The sequence below is a fragment of the Paraglaciecola sp. G1-13 genome, assembly GCF_055809255.1.
The window spans coordinates 4,672,400-4,689,411 of sequence record NZ_CM147903.1 but is presented as its reverse complement, the minus strand read 5'-3'; the positions used below and the strand labels follow the sequence as shown (position 1 = coordinate 4,689,411).

19 protein-coding genes are annotated in these 17,012 nt (G+C 43.8%); 6 read left to right on the top strand and 13 right to left on the bottom strand.

The window, feature by feature from the left end; translation table 11 throughout:
* Positions 1-83 precede the first annotated feature (83 nt).
* Positions 84-3,125: a TonB-dependent receptor gene (locus tag AC0L6N_RS19940; RefSeq protein WP_473477159.1), complete on the bottom strand. Its 3,042-nt coding sequence runs from the start codon at positions 3,123-3,125 to the stop codon at positions 84-86.
* 366 nt (positions 3,126-3,491) lie between these two features.
* On the opposite strand from AC0L6N_RS19940, the gene AC0L6N_RS19935 reads away from it, so the two are divergent.
* Complete coding sequence (locus tag AC0L6N_RS19935) at positions 3,492-4,658, top strand: HD-GYP domain-containing protein (RefSeq protein ID WP_473477156.1); 1,167 nt, start codon at positions 3,492-3,494, stop codon at positions 4,656-4,658.
* Here AC0L6N_RS19935 and AC0L6N_RS19930 read toward each other — a convergent pair.
* The 3 genes from AC0L6N_RS19930 to AC0L6N_RS19920 all read right to left on the bottom strand — a co-directional run bounded on the left by AC0L6N_RS19930 (position 4,655) and on the right by AC0L6N_RS19920 (position 6,599).
* Positions 4,655-4,837, bottom strand: a complete 183-nt coding sequence (locus tag AC0L6N_RS19930; protein WP_041714157.1) for a hypothetical protein — start codon at positions 4,835-4,837, stop codon at positions 4,655-4,657. The genes AC0L6N_RS19935 and AC0L6N_RS19930 overlap by 4 nt on opposite strands.
* A gap of 466 nt (positions 4,838-5,303) precedes the next feature.
* A complete protein-coding gene (locus AC0L6N_RS19925) occupies positions 5,304-5,594 on the bottom strand; it encodes a type 2 periplasmic-binding domain-containing protein (RefSeq protein ID WP_473477153.1) in 291 nt (96 codons plus the stop codon).
* Between the two features lie 141 nt (positions 5,595-5,735).
* Positions 5,736-6,599: a YicC/YloC family endoribonuclease gene (locus AC0L6N_RS19920; protein WP_473477150.1), complete on the bottom strand. Its 864-nt coding sequence runs from the start codon at positions 6,597-6,599 to the stop codon at positions 5,736-5,738.
* 179 nt (positions 6,600-6,778) lie between these two features.
* Here AC0L6N_RS19920 and rph point away from each other — a divergent pair, with 179 nt between their 5' ends.
* The 3 genes from rph to tusA are packed head-to-tail and all read left to right on the top strand — an operon-like array spanning position 6,779 to position 8,437.
* A complete protein-coding gene (gene rph, locus AC0L6N_RS19915) occupies positions 6,779-7,492 on the top strand; it encodes a ribonuclease PH (protein ID WP_006994938.1) in 714 nt (237 codons plus the stop codon).
* A gap of 38 nt (positions 7,493-7,530) precedes the next feature.
* Positions 7,531-8,184, top strand: a complete 654-nt coding sequence (gene pyrE, locus AC0L6N_RS19910; RefSeq protein WP_473477147.1) for an orotate phosphoribosyltransferase — start codon at positions 7,531-7,533, stop codon at positions 8,182-8,184.
* The gene (gene tusA / locus AC0L6N_RS19905) at positions 8,174-8,437 is read left to right on the top strand and encodes a sulfurtransferase TusA (RefSeq protein ID WP_473477144.1); all 264 of its coding nucleotides are present in this window, start codon (positions 8,174-8,176) and stop codon (positions 8,435-8,437) included. Before pyrE ends, tusA begins: the two co-directional genes overlap by 11 nt.
* Positions 8,438-8,490: 53 nt before the next feature.
* On the opposite strand, the gene AC0L6N_RS19900 is transcribed toward tusA, so the two are convergent.
* The 6 genes from AC0L6N_RS19900 to AC0L6N_RS19875 all read right to left on the bottom strand — a co-directional run bounded on the left by AC0L6N_RS19900 (position 8,491) and on the right by AC0L6N_RS19875 (position 13,049).
* Entirely contained in the window at positions 8,491-8,670 is a 180-nt protein-coding gene (locus tag AC0L6N_RS19900; RefSeq protein WP_041714154.1) for a hypothetical protein, read from the bottom strand.
* Between the two features lie 23 nt (positions 8,671-8,693).
* Positions 8,694-9,146 carry a hypothetical protein gene (locus AC0L6N_RS19895; protein WP_473477142.1) on the bottom strand — a complete coding sequence of 151 codons (453 nt, stop codon included), beginning with the start codon at positions 9,144-9,146 and terminating at the stop codon, positions 8,694-8,696.
* 178 nt (positions 9,147-9,324) lie between these two features.
* A complete protein-coding gene (locus AC0L6N_RS19890; RefSeq protein WP_473477139.1) occupies positions 9,325-10,089 on the bottom strand; it encodes a class I SAM-dependent methyltransferase in 765 nt (254 codons plus the stop codon).
* 117 nt (positions 10,090-10,206) lie between these two features.
* Positions 10,207-11,502 (bottom strand): metal-dependent hydrolase family protein, encoded by a 1,296-nt coding sequence (locus AC0L6N_RS19885; protein WP_473477136.1) that lies wholly within the window; start codon positions 11,500-11,502, stop codon positions 10,207-10,209.
* A gap of 170 nt (positions 11,503-11,672) precedes the next feature.
* Entirely contained in the window at positions 11,673-12,197 is a 525-nt protein-coding gene (locus AC0L6N_RS19880; protein WP_473477134.1) for a DUF1285 domain-containing protein, read from the bottom strand.
* Positions 12,198-12,209: 12 nt separating this feature from the next.
* Positions 12,210-13,049, bottom strand: coding sequence for a DUF3014 domain-containing protein (locus AC0L6N_RS19875; RefSeq protein WP_011576958.1), 840 nt, complete (start codon positions 13,047-13,049; stop codon positions 12,210-12,212).
* A gap of 359 nt (positions 13,050-13,408) precedes the next feature.
* Between AC0L6N_RS19875 and AC0L6N_RS19870 the strand changes: the two genes are divergently transcribed.
* Positions 13,409-14,647: a sterol desaturase family protein gene (locus AC0L6N_RS19870; protein ID WP_473477132.1), complete on the top strand. Its 1,239-nt coding sequence runs from the start codon at positions 13,409-13,411 to the stop codon at positions 14,645-14,647.
* A gap of 86 nt (positions 14,648-14,733) precedes the next feature.
* Positions 14,734-15,042, top strand: coding sequence for a DUF6482 family protein (locus AC0L6N_RS19865; protein WP_473477130.1), 309 nt, complete (start codon positions 14,734-14,736; stop codon positions 15,040-15,042).
* A 6-nt stretch (positions 15,043-15,048) separates the two neighbouring features.
* Here the strand turns inward: AC0L6N_RS19865 and AC0L6N_RS19860 are convergent, their stop codons facing one another.
* The 3 genes from AC0L6N_RS19860 to AC0L6N_RS19850 form a co-directional block, all read right to left on the bottom strand.
* On the bottom strand, positions 15,049-15,171 hold the full coding sequence (locus AC0L6N_RS19860; protein ID WP_006994949.1) for a hypothetical protein: 123 nt from the start codon (positions 15,169-15,171) through the stop codon (positions 15,049-15,051).
* 85 nt (positions 15,172-15,256) lie between these two features.
* Positions 15,257-16,381 carry an AI-2E family transporter gene (locus tag AC0L6N_RS19855; RefSeq protein ID WP_473477128.1) on the bottom strand — a complete coding sequence of 375 codons (1,125 nt, stop codon included), beginning with the start codon at positions 16,379-16,381 and terminating at the stop codon, positions 15,257-15,259.
* A 123-nt stretch (positions 16,382-16,504) separates the two neighbouring features.
* A complete protein-coding gene (locus tag AC0L6N_RS19850) occupies positions 16,505-17,011 on the bottom strand; it encodes a DUF6702 family protein (RefSeq protein ID WP_473477126.1) in 507 nt (168 codons plus the stop codon).
* Position 17,012: the final 1 nt, after the last annotated feature.

Genomic DNA, 17,012 nt, shown 5'->3' with positions numbered 1-17,012 from the left:
ACAGTTCGCGGCTAAAATTATTTAACTATAAGACGGCTTCCGATTCTCGAAGCTTGATTCGCAGAGTGCGAACATCTTGAAAGTTAAAACGTGTATCGAGCGCCAATGTTATATCGGGCACCAGTTTGTGTGAGTTTGTAGATCAATTGGCTGTCCCGACCAAACTCATTGGTATATTCATCGGTGATATTAATACCTTCTAAAAATACGGTCAGTCCCTTTAGCTGTTTTATTTCGTAACTTAAGTTAAAGTCAATTTGATAATAAGCATCGGTAAAAACGGGCGCTGTTAAATCTCCATTGACACGTCGCTCATTTAAAAACTCGTCGCGCCAGTTGTATGCAATGCGCGCTTGCAAACCCTCTTTGTCATAGAATAAAACTAAGTTGGCTGTATCGCTCAAACCCACTAAGGATTCGGTATCACCTAACGACGATTTATCATATTTTAAACCTGAATCCACCATAGTGTAGTTAGCGATACCGCCAAAGCCAGATTCACCAAACAGGTGCTGAACGTTAAATTCAATGCCATCAATGGTATGTTCTGTGTCGCCATTGACAGGAACATTAATTCTAAAGTTGACTGTGTTATCGGTGGCTGGATCACCCAAAATAATACCGCCGTCTAATTCGCCATTTTCGTCAAAATTAGGGGTAACGTTAGGGTCATCAGCATAATTTTCGAAAATATACGTCCGAATCTGTTGGTTACTCGCTCCGGCGCCTAAGGCGGCAACAGCGGCGTCAAATTTTTCACCATTCAATGGGTTAGCAAGATTGAACACAGTTGAGTTGGTTGTACCAGTGGTAATCCATTTGGTCACATCTTTTCTGAAATAGCCTAAAGAAACATAGCTTCCTTCATCGTAATACCACTCAGCAGAAAGATCATAGTTTATAGACTCTAAAGGTCGAAGCCCCGGATTACCTGAGGTACCAGAATATCCACTTAAACTGCCTGAGGTATTGATAGTCGTACCCCCTTGCAGTGCGCCGTAACCGGCTCTTGATATGGTTTTCCCCACAGCGGCGCGCATTATGACATCATCTGTAACTGATATATTGAAGTTGAAACTTGGCAAAAACTGCGAGTAATCTGCTTCTTGGCTCAGGGTTTCAATGCCTGTTAGTCCTGTAACCGCAGTCGAAGTATCTTCTGACCATTCAACGCGGTTATAACCCGGTGCCGAAGCGGTTGAGGTAACATCGGTTTTTTCGAAGCGCATGCCTAAGTGAGCATCGTATGGCATGTCCCCTAATTCGCCGTCATAGTGCAATTGAACAAATGCTGCTGTGGTTTCTTCTTCCGTAAAGCGGTTGGTGTCGGCATCCCAATCGGTTGAAGCACAAAAATGTCCTTCTCCATTAGGGCCAGCAGATGCGCCGTCTGGAGCCAAACAATCACCCCATACGGTGTCTACGTTGGCAACCGGATCAGCAAACTCTGCAGCTCTGACAATTTCATCAAAATCTGCATACCAAATGCGGTTGAATAAGTCATAGTCGCCTTGGGTTGCTGTTCCTTCAAAATTCCCAGCGTTGGCGTTGAATTTGTCTAATATTGTGTCTTCCGTCCAGTCAACGTCAGCGAAATCCCCTTCTTTACCTACACCGCCCCAATCTGCTCTTTGCACTTGGGTATGGCGGTAGCGATTATTGACGGTGTTGATTGATACACCGAAGTCGATACTGGCCTCGTCAGTTAAAAAGTACTTACCGCTGACTTGGGTTTGGTCTATCTCTGAGGTGTAAAAATCATTGGCAAACCAACTGCCCGATAAACGCATGGTGTTGGGATTAAAGTTTTCTATGTTACCTGTAGCAATCCCTGGTAACTCTCCTGTTAAGTCTAGTCCGGTTCGGGTTCGCGTGTAAGAGGGGAGTTGCAAGTTGTTACGTGTGCCATGACGCGGATCGGACGCTCTCATTTCAGCTTCTGAACTATGGTGATCTAGTGTGAGTTGCAAGGCATCACTGACCTGCCAGTCTAGATTCAGTCCGATAGAGTCGATGCTTTCTTCTCGGCCCCAAGCGCCAACAGTTAATGAGGTATCTTGCAGATCAGCGTCGCTGTTGATTTCGTATATTTCAGAGTAAATCAAAGGTACAGCATTAGGTTCACCAGCCCATACGGATTCACTTCGATCCCCAGCATAGTTAAACCAAACAGACGCATCTGTATGTTGCTCTTCAATATCATTGCGAATAAGTGTGTAATCTAACGTGGCAGTAAGGTTATCGGTTGGTCTAAATTGTAAAACTAGCTGCCCATTTGTGCGTTCTCGTTGACGCTCTTCGAAGACATATCTTGGTTGTTGAGGATTAGAATAAATGCCGGATGTTGGGCGGTTTATTCCACCTTCAGCGCCTGCAGGAACACCACCCCAGCCGGTATTCGTATATTCACTCGCGCGATAACCTTGGTCTGCTAAAAACTGCTGCATGCCGCTTTCGCGTTCTTGATAACTACCAGATATTGAAATACCAACGGTTTCATCAGCAAACGTTTGCGAGTACAAACCGCTGATCTCGGGTGTGACATCACCCTTGTCTGTAGATTTATCGTCCACTAATTTAGCGCCAAACGTTGCTTTTGTGCCGGGAGAATGGAATGGTCTGTGAGTGGATAAGTTGATTGTTGCGCCTATCCCACCTGAGGTAACGCTGGCATCAGCGGTTTTATAAACCTCAACGCCTGATACACTTTCAGACGCTATATTTGCAAAGTCGAACGTTCTACTACCCGTTGTGGTCGGTAGTTGACGGCCATTTAAGGTAATTAAGTTGTTGGCGGCGCCAAAACCACGAACCGTCACTTGTGACCCTTCACCACTTGCGCGGTCAATAGAGACGCCCGTGATACGTTGTAATGATTCAGCTAAGTTAGAATCAGGGAATTTGCCCATGTCCTCTGCTGAAATTGCGTCCACTATGCCACTAGAATCACGCTTAATGTCCATTGCGCGTAATAAGCTGCCACGAATACCTGTCACCTGTATCACTTCTACATCTTCTGGTGCTATTTGCCCTTGCGCAACCGAAGGCATTATCGCTGCACTACTTAGCAACATTGAAATACTGCTGGTCAGCAATGACTTTTTGAAATTTATATGTGTGTTCATAACGTGTACCTTGTGAGCCCTATTATTATCATCAAAAGAGTCGCGTTCCTTGGTGTTCCAAACAGCCTTACACAAACAACAAGATGTAAACGCTGGATTACGTTAAAGTCATGTTAACTATATGTCAATCTGCAGTATTTAACTTATCATTAACAAAAATTGTTATTAATTTGTTTTTTTTCGTGAATGGTCGCTTTGCAATGTAATTGTAAGATTTTTACGCAAACTAAAACCCAAACATGAATAAAATATCGGCAAATACTCCACCGATTAAACGCCGGAATTGCCACTGGATTTGCGCTAATTTGTAAAATCGTTTATTTTTCTCTCAACCTGCGTTTTTCACCCAATTGGAATCTATTTTTAGTGCTAAAAACTATCCCGGTGAGCGATTTAGAAGTCGGCATGTATGTAGACTCAATTGCAGAGCAAAATGGCAACCTGAAAATCAAAAGCAGAGGACGGGTGACGACAAATACGGCGATTACTGCCATGAAGAAGCAGGGTATTGTTTCGATTGTCATTGATTTGAGTAAGCAACTGGTAAAGGAGGAAGAGCCCGCCCCTGATGTGGAACCACCTTCAGAGCCAGATATTCCGTTTGCTGACGAAATAGGTAAGGCGGCAAAGCTTCACGAGAAAGGTAAAATACTGCAACGGCGAATGCTACAGGCGGCTGACAAAGGCTTGCCTATAGATATTGCCATTCCAAAAGAGTTTACCTCTAATTTAGTGTCTTCTATTGACCGTAATCCAAATGCACTTTTGTGCATGACTAAAATTCGTGAAAAAGACAGTTACCTGCTTGAGCATTCCTTAAACGTCGCTATCTTGCTAGCCAACTTTGCCAATTACTTAGAAATGCCAGAAGAAGAAGTGCAAGAACTCGCGTTATCAGGTTTCCTGCATGATATAGGAAAAATCAAAGTCCCCGATGAGATCCTACATAAGCCGGGTCGTTTGACTGACCAAGAAATGGTGATTATGCGTGATCACGTATATTACGGTATCCGAGTGTTAGAAGAGATGGGTATACCAGAGCGTATGATTGAAACTATTTCACAACACCATGAGCGACTCGACGGTTATGGTTACCCAGATGGTGCCCGGGGAGATGAAATAACCAAATTTGGTCGTATGATAGCCATAGTGGATACCTACGATGCCATCACCGCAGATCGTTGCTATAAAGCTGGAATGCCTTCGCAAAAAGCGCTGAAAATACTTCATGAAGAAACACCGTTAAAGTATGATCAACACTTAGTCGAGCAGTTCATAAAATGTATTGGTGTGTACCCAGTGGGAAGTTTAGTGAAACTTTCTAGCGAGAAAATAGCTGTTGTGATTAAGCAAAATGAGAATAACCCCCTTAAACCACAGGTGAAGGTTTTTTATTCAGTGCGCAGCGCTCACTATTTGCCACCCGTGGAGATTGACTTACTTCACTCTCAGTATCGCGTTGAAAAGGCGGTGCTGGCCAGTGAATTTAAATTAGACTTCAATCGTTACTTCAACGAATCTATCGCCATTTAGCTACTACGGGCGTCCTGCAGAATCACTTTAACCTGATCGGTTGTGACATCTGAAGGGCATACGCCTTTACTCACAAGTACATTGCGAATTTGCTCTGCATCGTTAGCGGCTAATACATTGCTATTTCGTTGGATATAACGAGTAAGCTGCTGCTGTAATTTTCGTGTTAAACAAGACATCTGCGCATTTAAACCAGTTAGTTATCTATCAGTTAAAATAGGTATGCCATGTTAGGGCATACTCAGTACTACATCTCTTCTTAATAAAAAGCATATAGCAAGCCACATAATTAAAAATGATAAAAATCAAGGTTTTAATTTCAGCATTCAAGATTTTTTACAGTTACTGTTAAATTTTTCGACACTCATATCCATGGTATTCGCCATGTATTTGACCCTACTGAAATGGCTAAATAGTGATATTGAGATGAAATAGCGGCTAACTCGAATGCTCGGCATACTAGGGTACTCGCCCATGTAATTAAACCTCAGCGTTAGTGGAAATGCTGCTTATATATGCAGTTAGGTTGTAAAGCACATGAAGTACGATTGTCAGAAGTTTAAGAGCTTCTGTGTTTCACATGAAACACAGGCTCGGGCATGTATTCGAGAAGTAAGAAAATGAGTAACACGATTATTTTTCATATTATGGCGGCGACATTAACCTTTTTATGTCAGATTTACGCTCAGCTAGCAAGGTCACGAAGCTAGACACGGTTGGATTCATGGGAAAGTGCTTAAACTGAGCAACGAATGGAATAGGTACGCTAATTTCATTGATTTTAACGAAAGCACAACTATTGCTAACCAATCGTTTGATGCAATAGGGTGCCACGCCTATACCGAGCCCTGCACCCACTTCAACCAGCAAGGTTTGCATTGAACGTGGCTGGCTAGAGATCGCAGGCGTCACGCCGGCCGCTTCAAATGCATTCAATGTTTGCTCGTATAAACCAACAGCGCAATGCGGGGAATGCCGCTGAAGCAATAATCTAAGCGCTGTTCAACTTGAATAAAAAACGCCCCAGTGTTTCATAAACACTGGGGCGTTTTTATGAATAAATTTATGGGTATGTGGTTACTCTATATTCGCTATCTGCTCGCGCATTTGCTCAATCAAAACCTTTAACTCGACCGCTGATTGGGTGATTTCGCTATTGATTGACTTAGAGCCTAGTGTATTTGACTCACGGTTAAACTCTTGCATCATAAAATCTAACCGACGACCTACAGGGCCGCCTTTTTTTAAAATTTTACGGGTTTCACCAATATGTGATACTAAGCGGTCTAGCTCTTCCGCCACGTCGACTTTTTGCGCCAGCATGATCATCTCTTGCTCTACGCGAGTGGCATCAAGTTCAATCTTAGCCTCTTCAAAGCGGGCAAGAATCTTGTCTTTTTGCCACTTGAGCACATCAGGCATGTGCTGGGTCACTTTATCGACTTCCACTTGAATGCCATCAAGACGCTGTTCGATCATCGCTCTAAGGTTGGTACCTTCGGTGGCGCGGGCCGTAATAAAATCACTTAACGTGGCGTCGAATTCAGCTAAGACATCGGCTTGAATCCCTTCCATATCAGTTTCTTCTGCGGCGATAACACCAGGCCAGCGCAGTACGTCTAATGGGTTTACACCTGATGATTGTCCATGAGATTGCACCCAGTCAGCTGCGTTCATCACTTGGCGAGCTAAATCTTCATTCAAACTTAATTTACCGACCGCTGCATCGTTTGCTACAAAACGTAGCGCACATTCTACTTTTCCGCGCTGTAATTGTTTACGAAAACGTTCACGCAATATGGGCTCTAGGCTTTTGAATTGCTCTGGAAGACGAAAGTAGGTTTCAAGAAAACGTTGGTTAACAGAGCGGATTTCCCATACGGCTGTACCCCACTGTGCTTTAAGTTCGCGACGGGCAAATGCGGTCATGCTGTAAATCATTAGGTTCATTCCTTGGTGAAAACTAATGGGTATTATACCCCTGTGACACCCATGCGCGATAGCTAACATTTTTTCAAACGTTTTCAGTGGCAGAATAAGTGCAACATTGGCCATATTTTTGTAACAACCCGCGGCATCAATTCGGTATAATGCGCGCAAATTATTTATAGGAGTTATCCATGCGCCCGAACGACAGAACCGCAAGCCAAATTCGCCCAGTTACTATTACCCGTAATTTCACTTGTCATGCAGAAGGTTCTGTATTGATTGAGTTCGGCAACACGAAAGTACTGTGCAACGCCTCTGTGACTGAAGGTGTGCCCCGTTTCATGAAAGGCCAAGGTAAAGGCTGGGTGAATGCTGAGTACAGTATGTTGCCACGTGCGACCCATACTCGTTCAGATCGTGAAGCGGCTCGTGGTAAACAAGGTGGTAGGACATTGGAAATTCAGCGGTTAATCGCTCGTTCGTTACGTGCCGCGCTTGATTTAAAACTGCTTGGCGAAAACACCATAGTTGTAGATTGTGATGTCATTCAGGCTGATGGCGGTACACGCACTGCATCCATCACTGGCGCGTGTGTGGCACTTGTTGATGCGCTTACATGGATGCGCAGCAAAGGGATCATCAAAACCAACCCTATGAAGCACATGATCGCGGCGATTTCTGTGGGTATATACAAGGGCAATGCGATTGCTGACTTGGAATACACAGAGGACTCAGAAGCAGAAACCGATATGAATGTGGTGATGACCGATACGGGTAAAATGATCGAAGTACAAGGTACTGCTGAAGGCGAACCTTTTAGTATTGAAGAAATGCATGAAATGCTAGAGCTGGCAAAACACGGTATCCGTGAATTGTTCGACGAGCAAAAAGCTGCACTTAACTAAGAATTGGCCAATCAACATCTCAATACATAGGTAGATTAATGCTAGATTATCAAAAAGAGTTTATTGAATTTGCCTTGGGCCGTGGTGTGCTCAAATTTGGTGAATTCACTTTGAAGTCTGGGCGTAAAAGCCCGTACTTTTTCAATGCAGGTTTGTTTAATACAGGCCGCGATTTGGCTAAATTAGGTCAGTACTATGCTCAGGCACTGCAAGCGTCGAATATTGAATACGATTTGTTATTCGGCCCTGCTTACAAAGGGATCCCCATTGCAACAACAACCGCTGTAGCATTAGCTGACAAGCACGATGTTGATAAGCCTTACTGCTTCAACAGAAAAGAAGCCAAAACCCACGGTGAAGGTGGAAATTTAGTGGGGAGCGCGTTAGCTGGCAAAGTAATGTTAGTGGATGATGTCATTACAGCGGGCACGGCGATACGTGAATCGATGGCGTTAATCGCTGCCCATGATGCGAGTCTAGCGGGTGTGTTGATTGCACTTGATCGCCAAGAGAAAGGCCAAGGTGAGTTGTCTGCCATTCAAGAGGTTGAGCGAGATTTTGCTACGAAAGTGGTGTCTATTGTTAGTCTGGCTGATCTAATTGAGTACTTACAAACCCAAGTTTCAGCGCAACCTGAGTTGGCTGAGCATTTGGCAAATATCAAGCAATACCGTGTTGATTATGGGATCTGAAGTGACATCCGATAATTTTGGGGATGCTAATCACCAGCTTGATGCTATTGGTTTACGTTGCCCCGAGCCTGTGATGATGGTGCGGTTAAGTATACGTAATATGCAACTTGGGGAGACGTTGGCAATCAGTGCCGACGATCACTCTACTACCCGCGACATCCCTAGCTTTTGTCGCTTTATGGGGCATACTTTACTTGCCAGTGACGTGGACACAAAGCCCTATCGTTACTTGATCCGCAAAGACCAAAGTTAGTACTTACTTTCTATATTTATTTAAAGCAATCTAATTCGTTACGAACCGCTGTGCTAAACAGCAGCGGCTTGCAACAATAGATTCATTAAAATGCGTTTACTGTGAGTACAATCACAATGCAGTTCTTCAGCGCATACGTTGTGCTCAGCTAACAAGCGTTTAAGTACGTCTACCCGTAATTGAATGGGCACGAACTGTTCTTGGTCTCGTGACTTAGGGCTATAAGTTTGCATGTTCTATCCACCCGTTATAAAGATTAATGAAGAGCGTGTTCCTCGTTGAGCTGCGAATGCATAAACTTCTGATGAAAGCCCGCCCCTAACGCCAAAGACTTTATACAATCGATAATACAACGCTGTAGTGTAGGTTCCTGATAACTTAGGGTCAGTTCTGGCTTGAGGCGTTTTTGTGCCTGCTCGTAGACGGCTAAGCTAAGGGTCTTTTTTCCTAGTTTTTGCAGAGTATCGGCCAATAGCACTGCGGTGGCGGTGAAATCAACAACGTTTGAAGAGGTTTGCCTTTCAGCTTGGGTCATCACTATTTCAGCGGTTTCATAGGCGCAGCCAAGGTAAGGTAACGCTTGTTGCCAAGCACCTTGCTCACGATAGTATTGGCCTGTGTCTTGGGTTTCACGCAGATGAGTATGTGCGGCCATGGGGTTGGTTGCTAACCACTGGCGGTGGTTGGGGCATAGAAAGTTCTGTGACATATCGATTCTCGTGTTAATTGCGTAAAATCAAATTAACGCAAATGAGAATGATTATCAATTATTATTGTTAAATTATTTAACCTTTCTTGAGTGACCTAGAATAGTTACTCAAGGAAGGTTAATAGCGGTTTTTAACTAATTGTTTTAGTTAGTTAATTTTTCACTACGTCTTTTTAAACTAGGGCTTTTTAAATTTTAGCGTCCAGCGATCGGTATTCCCTGTTACGCTTTTTGCACCGACTTCAAACCTAAGCTCATCATCTTCTCTGTAATGTAAATCGCTGACATCCACCAGCTCAAAGCCTGCCTGCTGAATTTCATGAATGGCTAACACTGGGTCTACTCTGCGGCGATTTGCATTACTCGCTGGCTCGTTATGGCGCGCAGTATGGTCAACGACCGCATAGATACCGCCTGACTTGAGTGCAGCAAAAGCGACTTCATTCATTTTACGGCGGCCTTGTTCATTAAAATTATGGTAATTACGAAACGTAAGCACCATATCTATATTGCTTACACCGAGTGAATCAACATCAAGAGAATAGAAACGGGCCCCATCTTCGCGCCACAAGCGGGCATTTTGTGCAGTCACTTTCGCTTTTTCAAATCCAGGCTCTTTAAATAATGTGTCACCAACGTGATTTGCGCCTATTGCTGCGTAGTATTGCCCTTCTTCATTAACCACAGGGGCTAATATCTTGGTGTACCATCCCCCCCCTGGAATAAGCTCAACAATGTGCATATCAGGTTTTAATCCAAAGAACGCTAAGGTTTCTAGGGGTTTGCGGTTTTCGTCCCGTGCGGTCTCTTGGGTGCTTCTTATGTCACTGGCCATAGCGGCCTGGACTTTTTCTTTAAGGGGGTGCTGATCGGCCATTACCGAGCCTGCAAATAAAAAACTGCTGGCAGTCAAAACAGTTAATGCTAGTTTGCTCAATTTCATGTGTCGCTCCAAAGTGATAAATAGTGTTGTGGCGCTAAGGGATTCAAATAAGTCACCGAGTTGAGCGTGCCGCGCTATATTCTTATTAAGGCAACCCAACCCGATGGTTCTCAATTTCTATGCTTCAGGTGTTTTATATATCTGGCCGTTTTTCATCACAAAGCTGATCTGCTGCATCCTTTTGATATCGTCTAGCGGGTCACCTGATACCGCGACTAAATCTGCTAACTTGCCATCTTCTATGGTGCCTAAAGAATCGAGTTGGTCGATTAATATTGCGCCATGATAGGTTGCAGCTCGAATAGCCTCTATGGGTTTCATGCCTGCTTCGACCATAAGCACAAACTCTAAGCCATTATCACCGTGAGCGGATACACCTGAATCCGTACCAAACGCAATTTTAACCCCGGCTTTATGTGCATTAGCCAACGTTTGTAGAATCAGAGGCCCTATAGTCGCGGCTTTGGGGCGTACTAACTCTGGAAAGAAACCATCAATTTTGGCCTTCTCAGCTACCCAATTACCAGCCATCACTGTAGGAACATAGTAAGTCTGATGCTTTTTCATTAGTTTGAAGGTTTGTTTGTCCATGTAGGTGCCATGCTCGATGGATGTCACACCTGCTTCAATCGCGCGCTCCATGCCTTCTTTACCGTGGGCATGAACGGCGATTGTCATACCATAATCTTTAGCGGTATCAACAATAGCCTTTAATTCATCGTCCATAAACTGCGGATTCTGACCACTTTTAGCGACAGATAAAACCCCGCCAGTGGCCGTGATTTTGATTAAGTCTGCGCCGTCTTTATAGCGTTGACGAACGGCTTTACGTGCCTCGGCTACGCCATTAATTACGCCGTCAGCGGCGCCTGGGTCACCTTGAATTTTCTTTGCTGTACCATTGGTCGGGTCAGCATGCCCACCCGTTGTGGCAATTGATTTTGCCGCGGTAAAAATACGTGGGCCTTCCACGACACCTTTGTTGATCGCATTGCGTAGGGCTACCGACTCGTTATAACCATCGCCTAAGTTGCGAATAGTGGTGAAACCCGCGAGAAGTGTACGCTTGGCGTACTGAACGCCTTTTATGGCATAGTCGGCTTCATTTAGGGTAAAGCGCTCCATGTAACTCGATGGACCATTGTGTTGCGAGGTAACGTGGGTGTGCATATCCATCAAGCCAGGCATAAGGGTGTGCGTTTTAAGATCGACCAGTTCATCTTGTTCGCCGCCGGAAATATAGCCTTGATGGATTTTGCTGATTTTATTGCCATCGACCACTACGGTCACTTCACTCATTACCCTGTCTGAATTGGCGGGGATAAGCTTGCCTGCTTGTATATAGGTGGCCGCTAGGGCTTGGGTGCATATCAGCGAAGCGGCTAAGGCAACGCTGATCATTGAAACTCGCATAGTATTATTCTCGTTTTAGCTAGTGAGTGTTCAGATTAGGGGAATAAGGTCGGCAGGTCAAAACGATGCTGGGCACTAAATGTTAACAAAATATTATTTCGATAAGCCATCTACAAAACAATGATTTCAATGAGCAAAAGTCAACTCGAAGGGGTAAAAACGCAGGGTAATTAGAGCTTACCTAGGCAAAAACGATAATCCCCACTACTGATAAACAAGGCGTCGTCTTCTTGCTCGGCTTGTTCAATTAATTGGTAGTAAACGTTTTGATGCAATCGCGCCCATAGATTGCGCCTTACCTTGATATAAGGCAAAGCAAGGTTATTTTTGCTGTCTTGTTTGAGTTCAACAGGATTTTGCGCGCTAACGATTATTTGCTCTTCAGTTTGAGTCGTAAATAGCAGTAAATCACCTTGTTGTTCCCATTGGGTGATCACGTAAGGTACGTCTTCTACTGTAATACCGAGCTTTTCTACTGGGGTGACCAAAAAGTATTGGTCACCCTCTTTTTTCAACACACTAGCAAACAGTTTCACCAACGCTTTTCGACCGATAGGCGTACCCATGTAAAACCAGCTCCCATCGTGCTTTATGACGAGATCCATATCGCCACAAAAATCTGGGTTCCACTTATCAACCGGTGGCAGCTTGCCTTGTTGATCGCCAAGCTGCTTTTGTAGTGTTGCTAAGTCCATATTGACTGAAACCTATTCTTGATCTGCAGCGATAGCGGTCTTAAGCTCTCGCAGTTTGGCTTTAATACGGCGCATATTTTCAGGACCGGTGCGCAGTAATTGTTTTTGGGGTGACGCTAAGGCTTCTAAACGCTCATCTTTAAACTTGAACATGACGCTGTCAGTATAAACCTCGACAGGAACAGGCACTTCTGGCGTATCAAGTAATAAGTCGATGGCATCGAGTAGAGTGTCATCGAAATCCTGCCCAGGACTGCTGATCTCTGCAAATATCTCGTTGATAGCGGGCTTGTATTCTTGATAAAGCTGCTCTAACGACTCAGGATCAAGTGACTCAAGTACATCAACATAAGGGGTATAACGCTTGTAGCTAGCTGGGTCTATCCATTCTTTGTCTGCTTGTTGAAAAGTGCGGAACGTCTGTTCAGGCTTTTTTAATACCTGATGATTCGCGGGTAATTCTTCATCTGCCAAATTGTTGGTGGTAATAACAAAGCGTTGTAGCAAGTCGTCATTCACCAATAAACGTGCTAGCTCGCCATAATCTGACAATTTTAATAGTTCGGTTTTGACTGCGCCGTCGCTGGTATCAAGTGGCTCCGGCTCAGGGATAGGCTCAGGTGTTGCTTCTGGCTCAGGCAGTTCTTCTGGCTCTTGTGCCATAGGTTCTTCTTCTGGCAAAGGTAATGGAGCAACTTCAGGAATAGTGGTAACAGGCACTTCAACCGGAGGCTCAGGCTCAACTGGTTTGTCAGCAGGCCAGAAAAGCACAGCGCCAATCACTACGATTAATACAACCGCGATCGCTACATAAGGCACTAATGATTTATTTTTTACGTCTTCTTCACTCATAAAAACTCCTTTAGAGGCATCAACTTGGCCTGGAACTGTGACTGTGCACATTTGCACTTTATCAAGAGCCTTCGCTTTATACTGGCTAACTTATAGTGTTGTGATAAAAGATCAATCTATCAAGGGCTATATATCTCAATTCGTTGAAATTATACCAATTCCATTAATTTTCGCTGAGTGGCTAATTATTTAATGGAGTGGGTATTAATCTGACAGGCTGCAACCTTGTTAAACTCTGTTCTCATAATCTTTTGAATTATGGCGTTGTTGAACTTTATTAATAAAATGTTGCTAACGAGCATCGAACACCTTAATTTAGAAGGTATTAGTCGAAATAAGTTCGTTTAGGCAGCAATGCAATGAGTTATATAATTTACGCCATACCCTTTTTCTTTTTATTGATTGCTTTAGAGCTAGTGGCTGAGTATTTCAGAAAAACAGATTACTACCGGACTAATGATGCGATTAATAGCTTAACGGCGGGAGTGTTAAGCCGTATGTTCGGAATTTTGAAAGCCTTAGTGCCCTTTACTTTGTACGTGGTCTTATATGATAACTATGCGCTTTTCACCTTGGGAGATAACATCTGGCTAGGGCTGATTGCATTTGTGCTTTATGACTTTTGCTATTACTGGAATCACAGGTTTGGCCATGAAATGAGTATTTTGTGGGCCGCTCATGTGGTGCACCACTCTAGTGAAGAGTACAACCTCACCACCGCCTTGCGACAAACGAGCGGCAGTTTTTTAAGTTGGATATTTTACCTACCCCTAGCCTTTCTCGGTGTCGACCCGATGCTGCTGCTTACCGTGGGCTCACTCAATCTTATTTATCAGTTTTGGGTGCACACACGTCACATTGGCAGGCTAGGCTGGTTGGAATGGATATTCGTAACACCCTCTAATCATCGAGCTCATCATGCGCAAAACCAGATCTATATTGACCGTAATTACGGGGGAGTTTTCATTATATGGGATCGGTTGTTCGGCTCATTTCAAGATGAGTTGGACGAAGAGCCCCCTATTTACGGGATCCGCAAAGCGCTACACAGTTGGAACCCTATCTATGCCAATACCCATGTTTATCAGCAACTCATAAAGGATAGCTGGCGAACCAAAGCGTGGTCAGACAAATTCAAAGTATGGTTTGGTAAAACTGGTTGGCGCCCCGCTGATATGGAGCGCGATTATCCTCTGGGGCGGGTAGATTTAACGCGTTTTAAAAAGTTCGACATAGCCATTTCAACACGACGTAAAACTTATGCACTGTTACAGCATGGGCTAACGACTTTTATAGGCTTAGTATTTTTACTAAATATTACCCAATTAGCGCTTATGCAACAGGTACTCGTAATTGCTTGGGTCATATTCGCCAGTCTGTCAGTAGGTGAAGTATTGGCGATGAAAGTATCAGGTTGGTGGCTAGAGGTAGCAAAATACGTAGTGTTAATAAGTGTGCTCGCGACTCAGCCGATCCCTTTATGGCTAATGTTAAGCATTTCATCTTTTACTGTGCTGAGTATTGCTATGTGGCCGAGCTTAAAGAAAGAATACACCAACATCGTTGAGCAAAAAGAAAATATGGCGATTACTGGATGATCTGACTTCATCCTATGTGAGTAAAAAAGCCATCAACTGCAAAACGATCTTGGCATGTGCTTAAGGTCATACTCACTGGAGTCATTATGCTTAAGTATATGTTACAAGACATTATGTCAAACAAACCTAACATTGAGGTGGCCTCAGTTGAGTCTCACGACATGAGCCTTTATATATTGCGCTTAACCATAGCAGGCAAGCAAGGCGTGGTGTATGACAAGTCGACGCATAGGCCAATGTCATTTAGAAGCACGGAGCATATCCGCGACGCGCTAAGTGAATGCTGCGTTAATCATGCTGAGTTGATTCACTTGTCACCCTATGACGAAATGATTGGCAATCCAAAATCTGAACGCGCTATGGTATTGCCGTTCTCAATACATAACCAAGCATAATTAAGCTTAGCGATTTTCGATAGTGTTATGCACGAAAAGGTAAGCGTAATAACAACACAACGCCACGATTACGCCTATGCCAAGAATTGAGCCCCAAGCAACCGGATCGGTTAATATTAATGCCATCATGATTATTTCCCCTCAATGATTTGATAACGTAATGCTAGCGGATCGCTGAGGGGCAGAATTGATCTGAATCAATTTTTACAATGGCTTAGTGGCTTTTCGCTTCGATGATTTTTAACCAGTGAGTCCAGATATTTAATTGGTCCAGTGTTAACTTTATACACACTAACAAAGGTACTGCTAACAAAACGCCGACTGCACCCCACAACCAGCCCCAGACCAACAACCACAAGACAACGATAAGCGGATTAAGCTGCATATTACGACCTAGCACAGTAGGAGTAATAAACTGAGACTCAATAAGATTTAACCCAAAATAAACGGCTGGAGGAATAAGCGCAGTCACCTGCACGCCAAACTGAACTAGGCCTGCTAGGGTTAAAATGGTTGCTCCAATAAGTGAACCTACATATGGAATAAAGTTTAATAGACCTGCCAATACCCCCCAAAGAAGCGCATCTTCAATGCCGATTAAGTACAGCACAAAAGCCGTGCTCAGACCAAGACCGGCGTTGATAATACTGACGGTCACTATGTAGCGAGATAATTCTTTTTGAATGGTCGCCACTAAGCATCGCGCTTGATCTTTATCGGTAATTTTCGGAAAGTGCTGGATAAACGCTTCAAATAGTTGAGGGCCAAAAATAAGCAAGAAAAGTGTTAAAATAACCCCTGTCATTAGCTGAGCCAATATTAAAGGGGTACTTGATAGCACAGAGAGCATGATCTCTAACCCCCCTTGCTTTAAGCGTTGAGACATCACGTTTTCATCTTTCTCAACGGGCCTCTGTTCTGCCTTATTTTTGAATAAACCGAAGAAGCTAAATTCTTCATCATCGGCTTTAGCCGGTAGGTTACTTTCGTTTTCACCTTCCATAGCATCACTGATCGAATCGAGTTGCTCGGTAACATGTTGGGTCAACTCCGGTACTAACTTGGCCCATTTTTGTGCTGGCTCAGCTAGTTCTGCGCCAAGAAACGTAAAAGGCGCTATCAAGGTTGAAACAAGTAAAAATGCAGACACTGTTCGAGGAATATGTAAACCTTGTAGCGCAGCGACAAGTGGGCTCAAAAGCAGCGCTATAAGTGAAGTAACGACCAGAGGCATCAATAAACTTTGGGTGAAATAGAGCGTGTATAAAACGCCTAAGAAAAGTAACCAAACCGCAGGTTCGGTTCTTTTTGCTCCTGGTTGACCAGAAAGTGTTGCCATTGATGTCTCTTAGAATGTAGGTAATTGTTTATAGAATACACGGGAAATGTATTTGGTGAGATATAAAAATGCCCGTTGGAACTTTCGGGCATTGGTGTTTGGTATGTTATGGGTTTGACTTAATCAATGATGCTCAAACTCAACCTTTAAAAGCTCAATAGAATCTTCAAAAGTCAGGGTTTGAATATCGCCCTTACCTTCTACATTGATGGTATTGATTTGGCTGGGCCATAGATCACGCAACGCGTTGTGGCTAATCACTAGGTTATCCAATTGCTCGGGTTCAGCTGTTTCTTGATACACCCAGAAGAATTTACCTTCTATTTCAAAGCCAGCGGATTTAAGTGGTATCGATTGGCCATTTTCTTTGCTCATAGCAAAGCGCTTGCTCACGTAATCGCTAAATTGTTGTTGCGTTTTAGCTGATCCAATAATGTCTGCATTTTTACCAAAAATATGCCGTACAGCATGCTCTGCGTCATGCAGATTAAACCTATGCATCACTTCTATGTTTTCAGTGCGAGGATTAAACAACACGGTACTAATGGCTGTTTTCTGTTGATGTGCAAAAACCGCACTTGTTGCTATCAGCAACAAGGCGGTTAAGGTACGTATGAACAATTTAGGCATG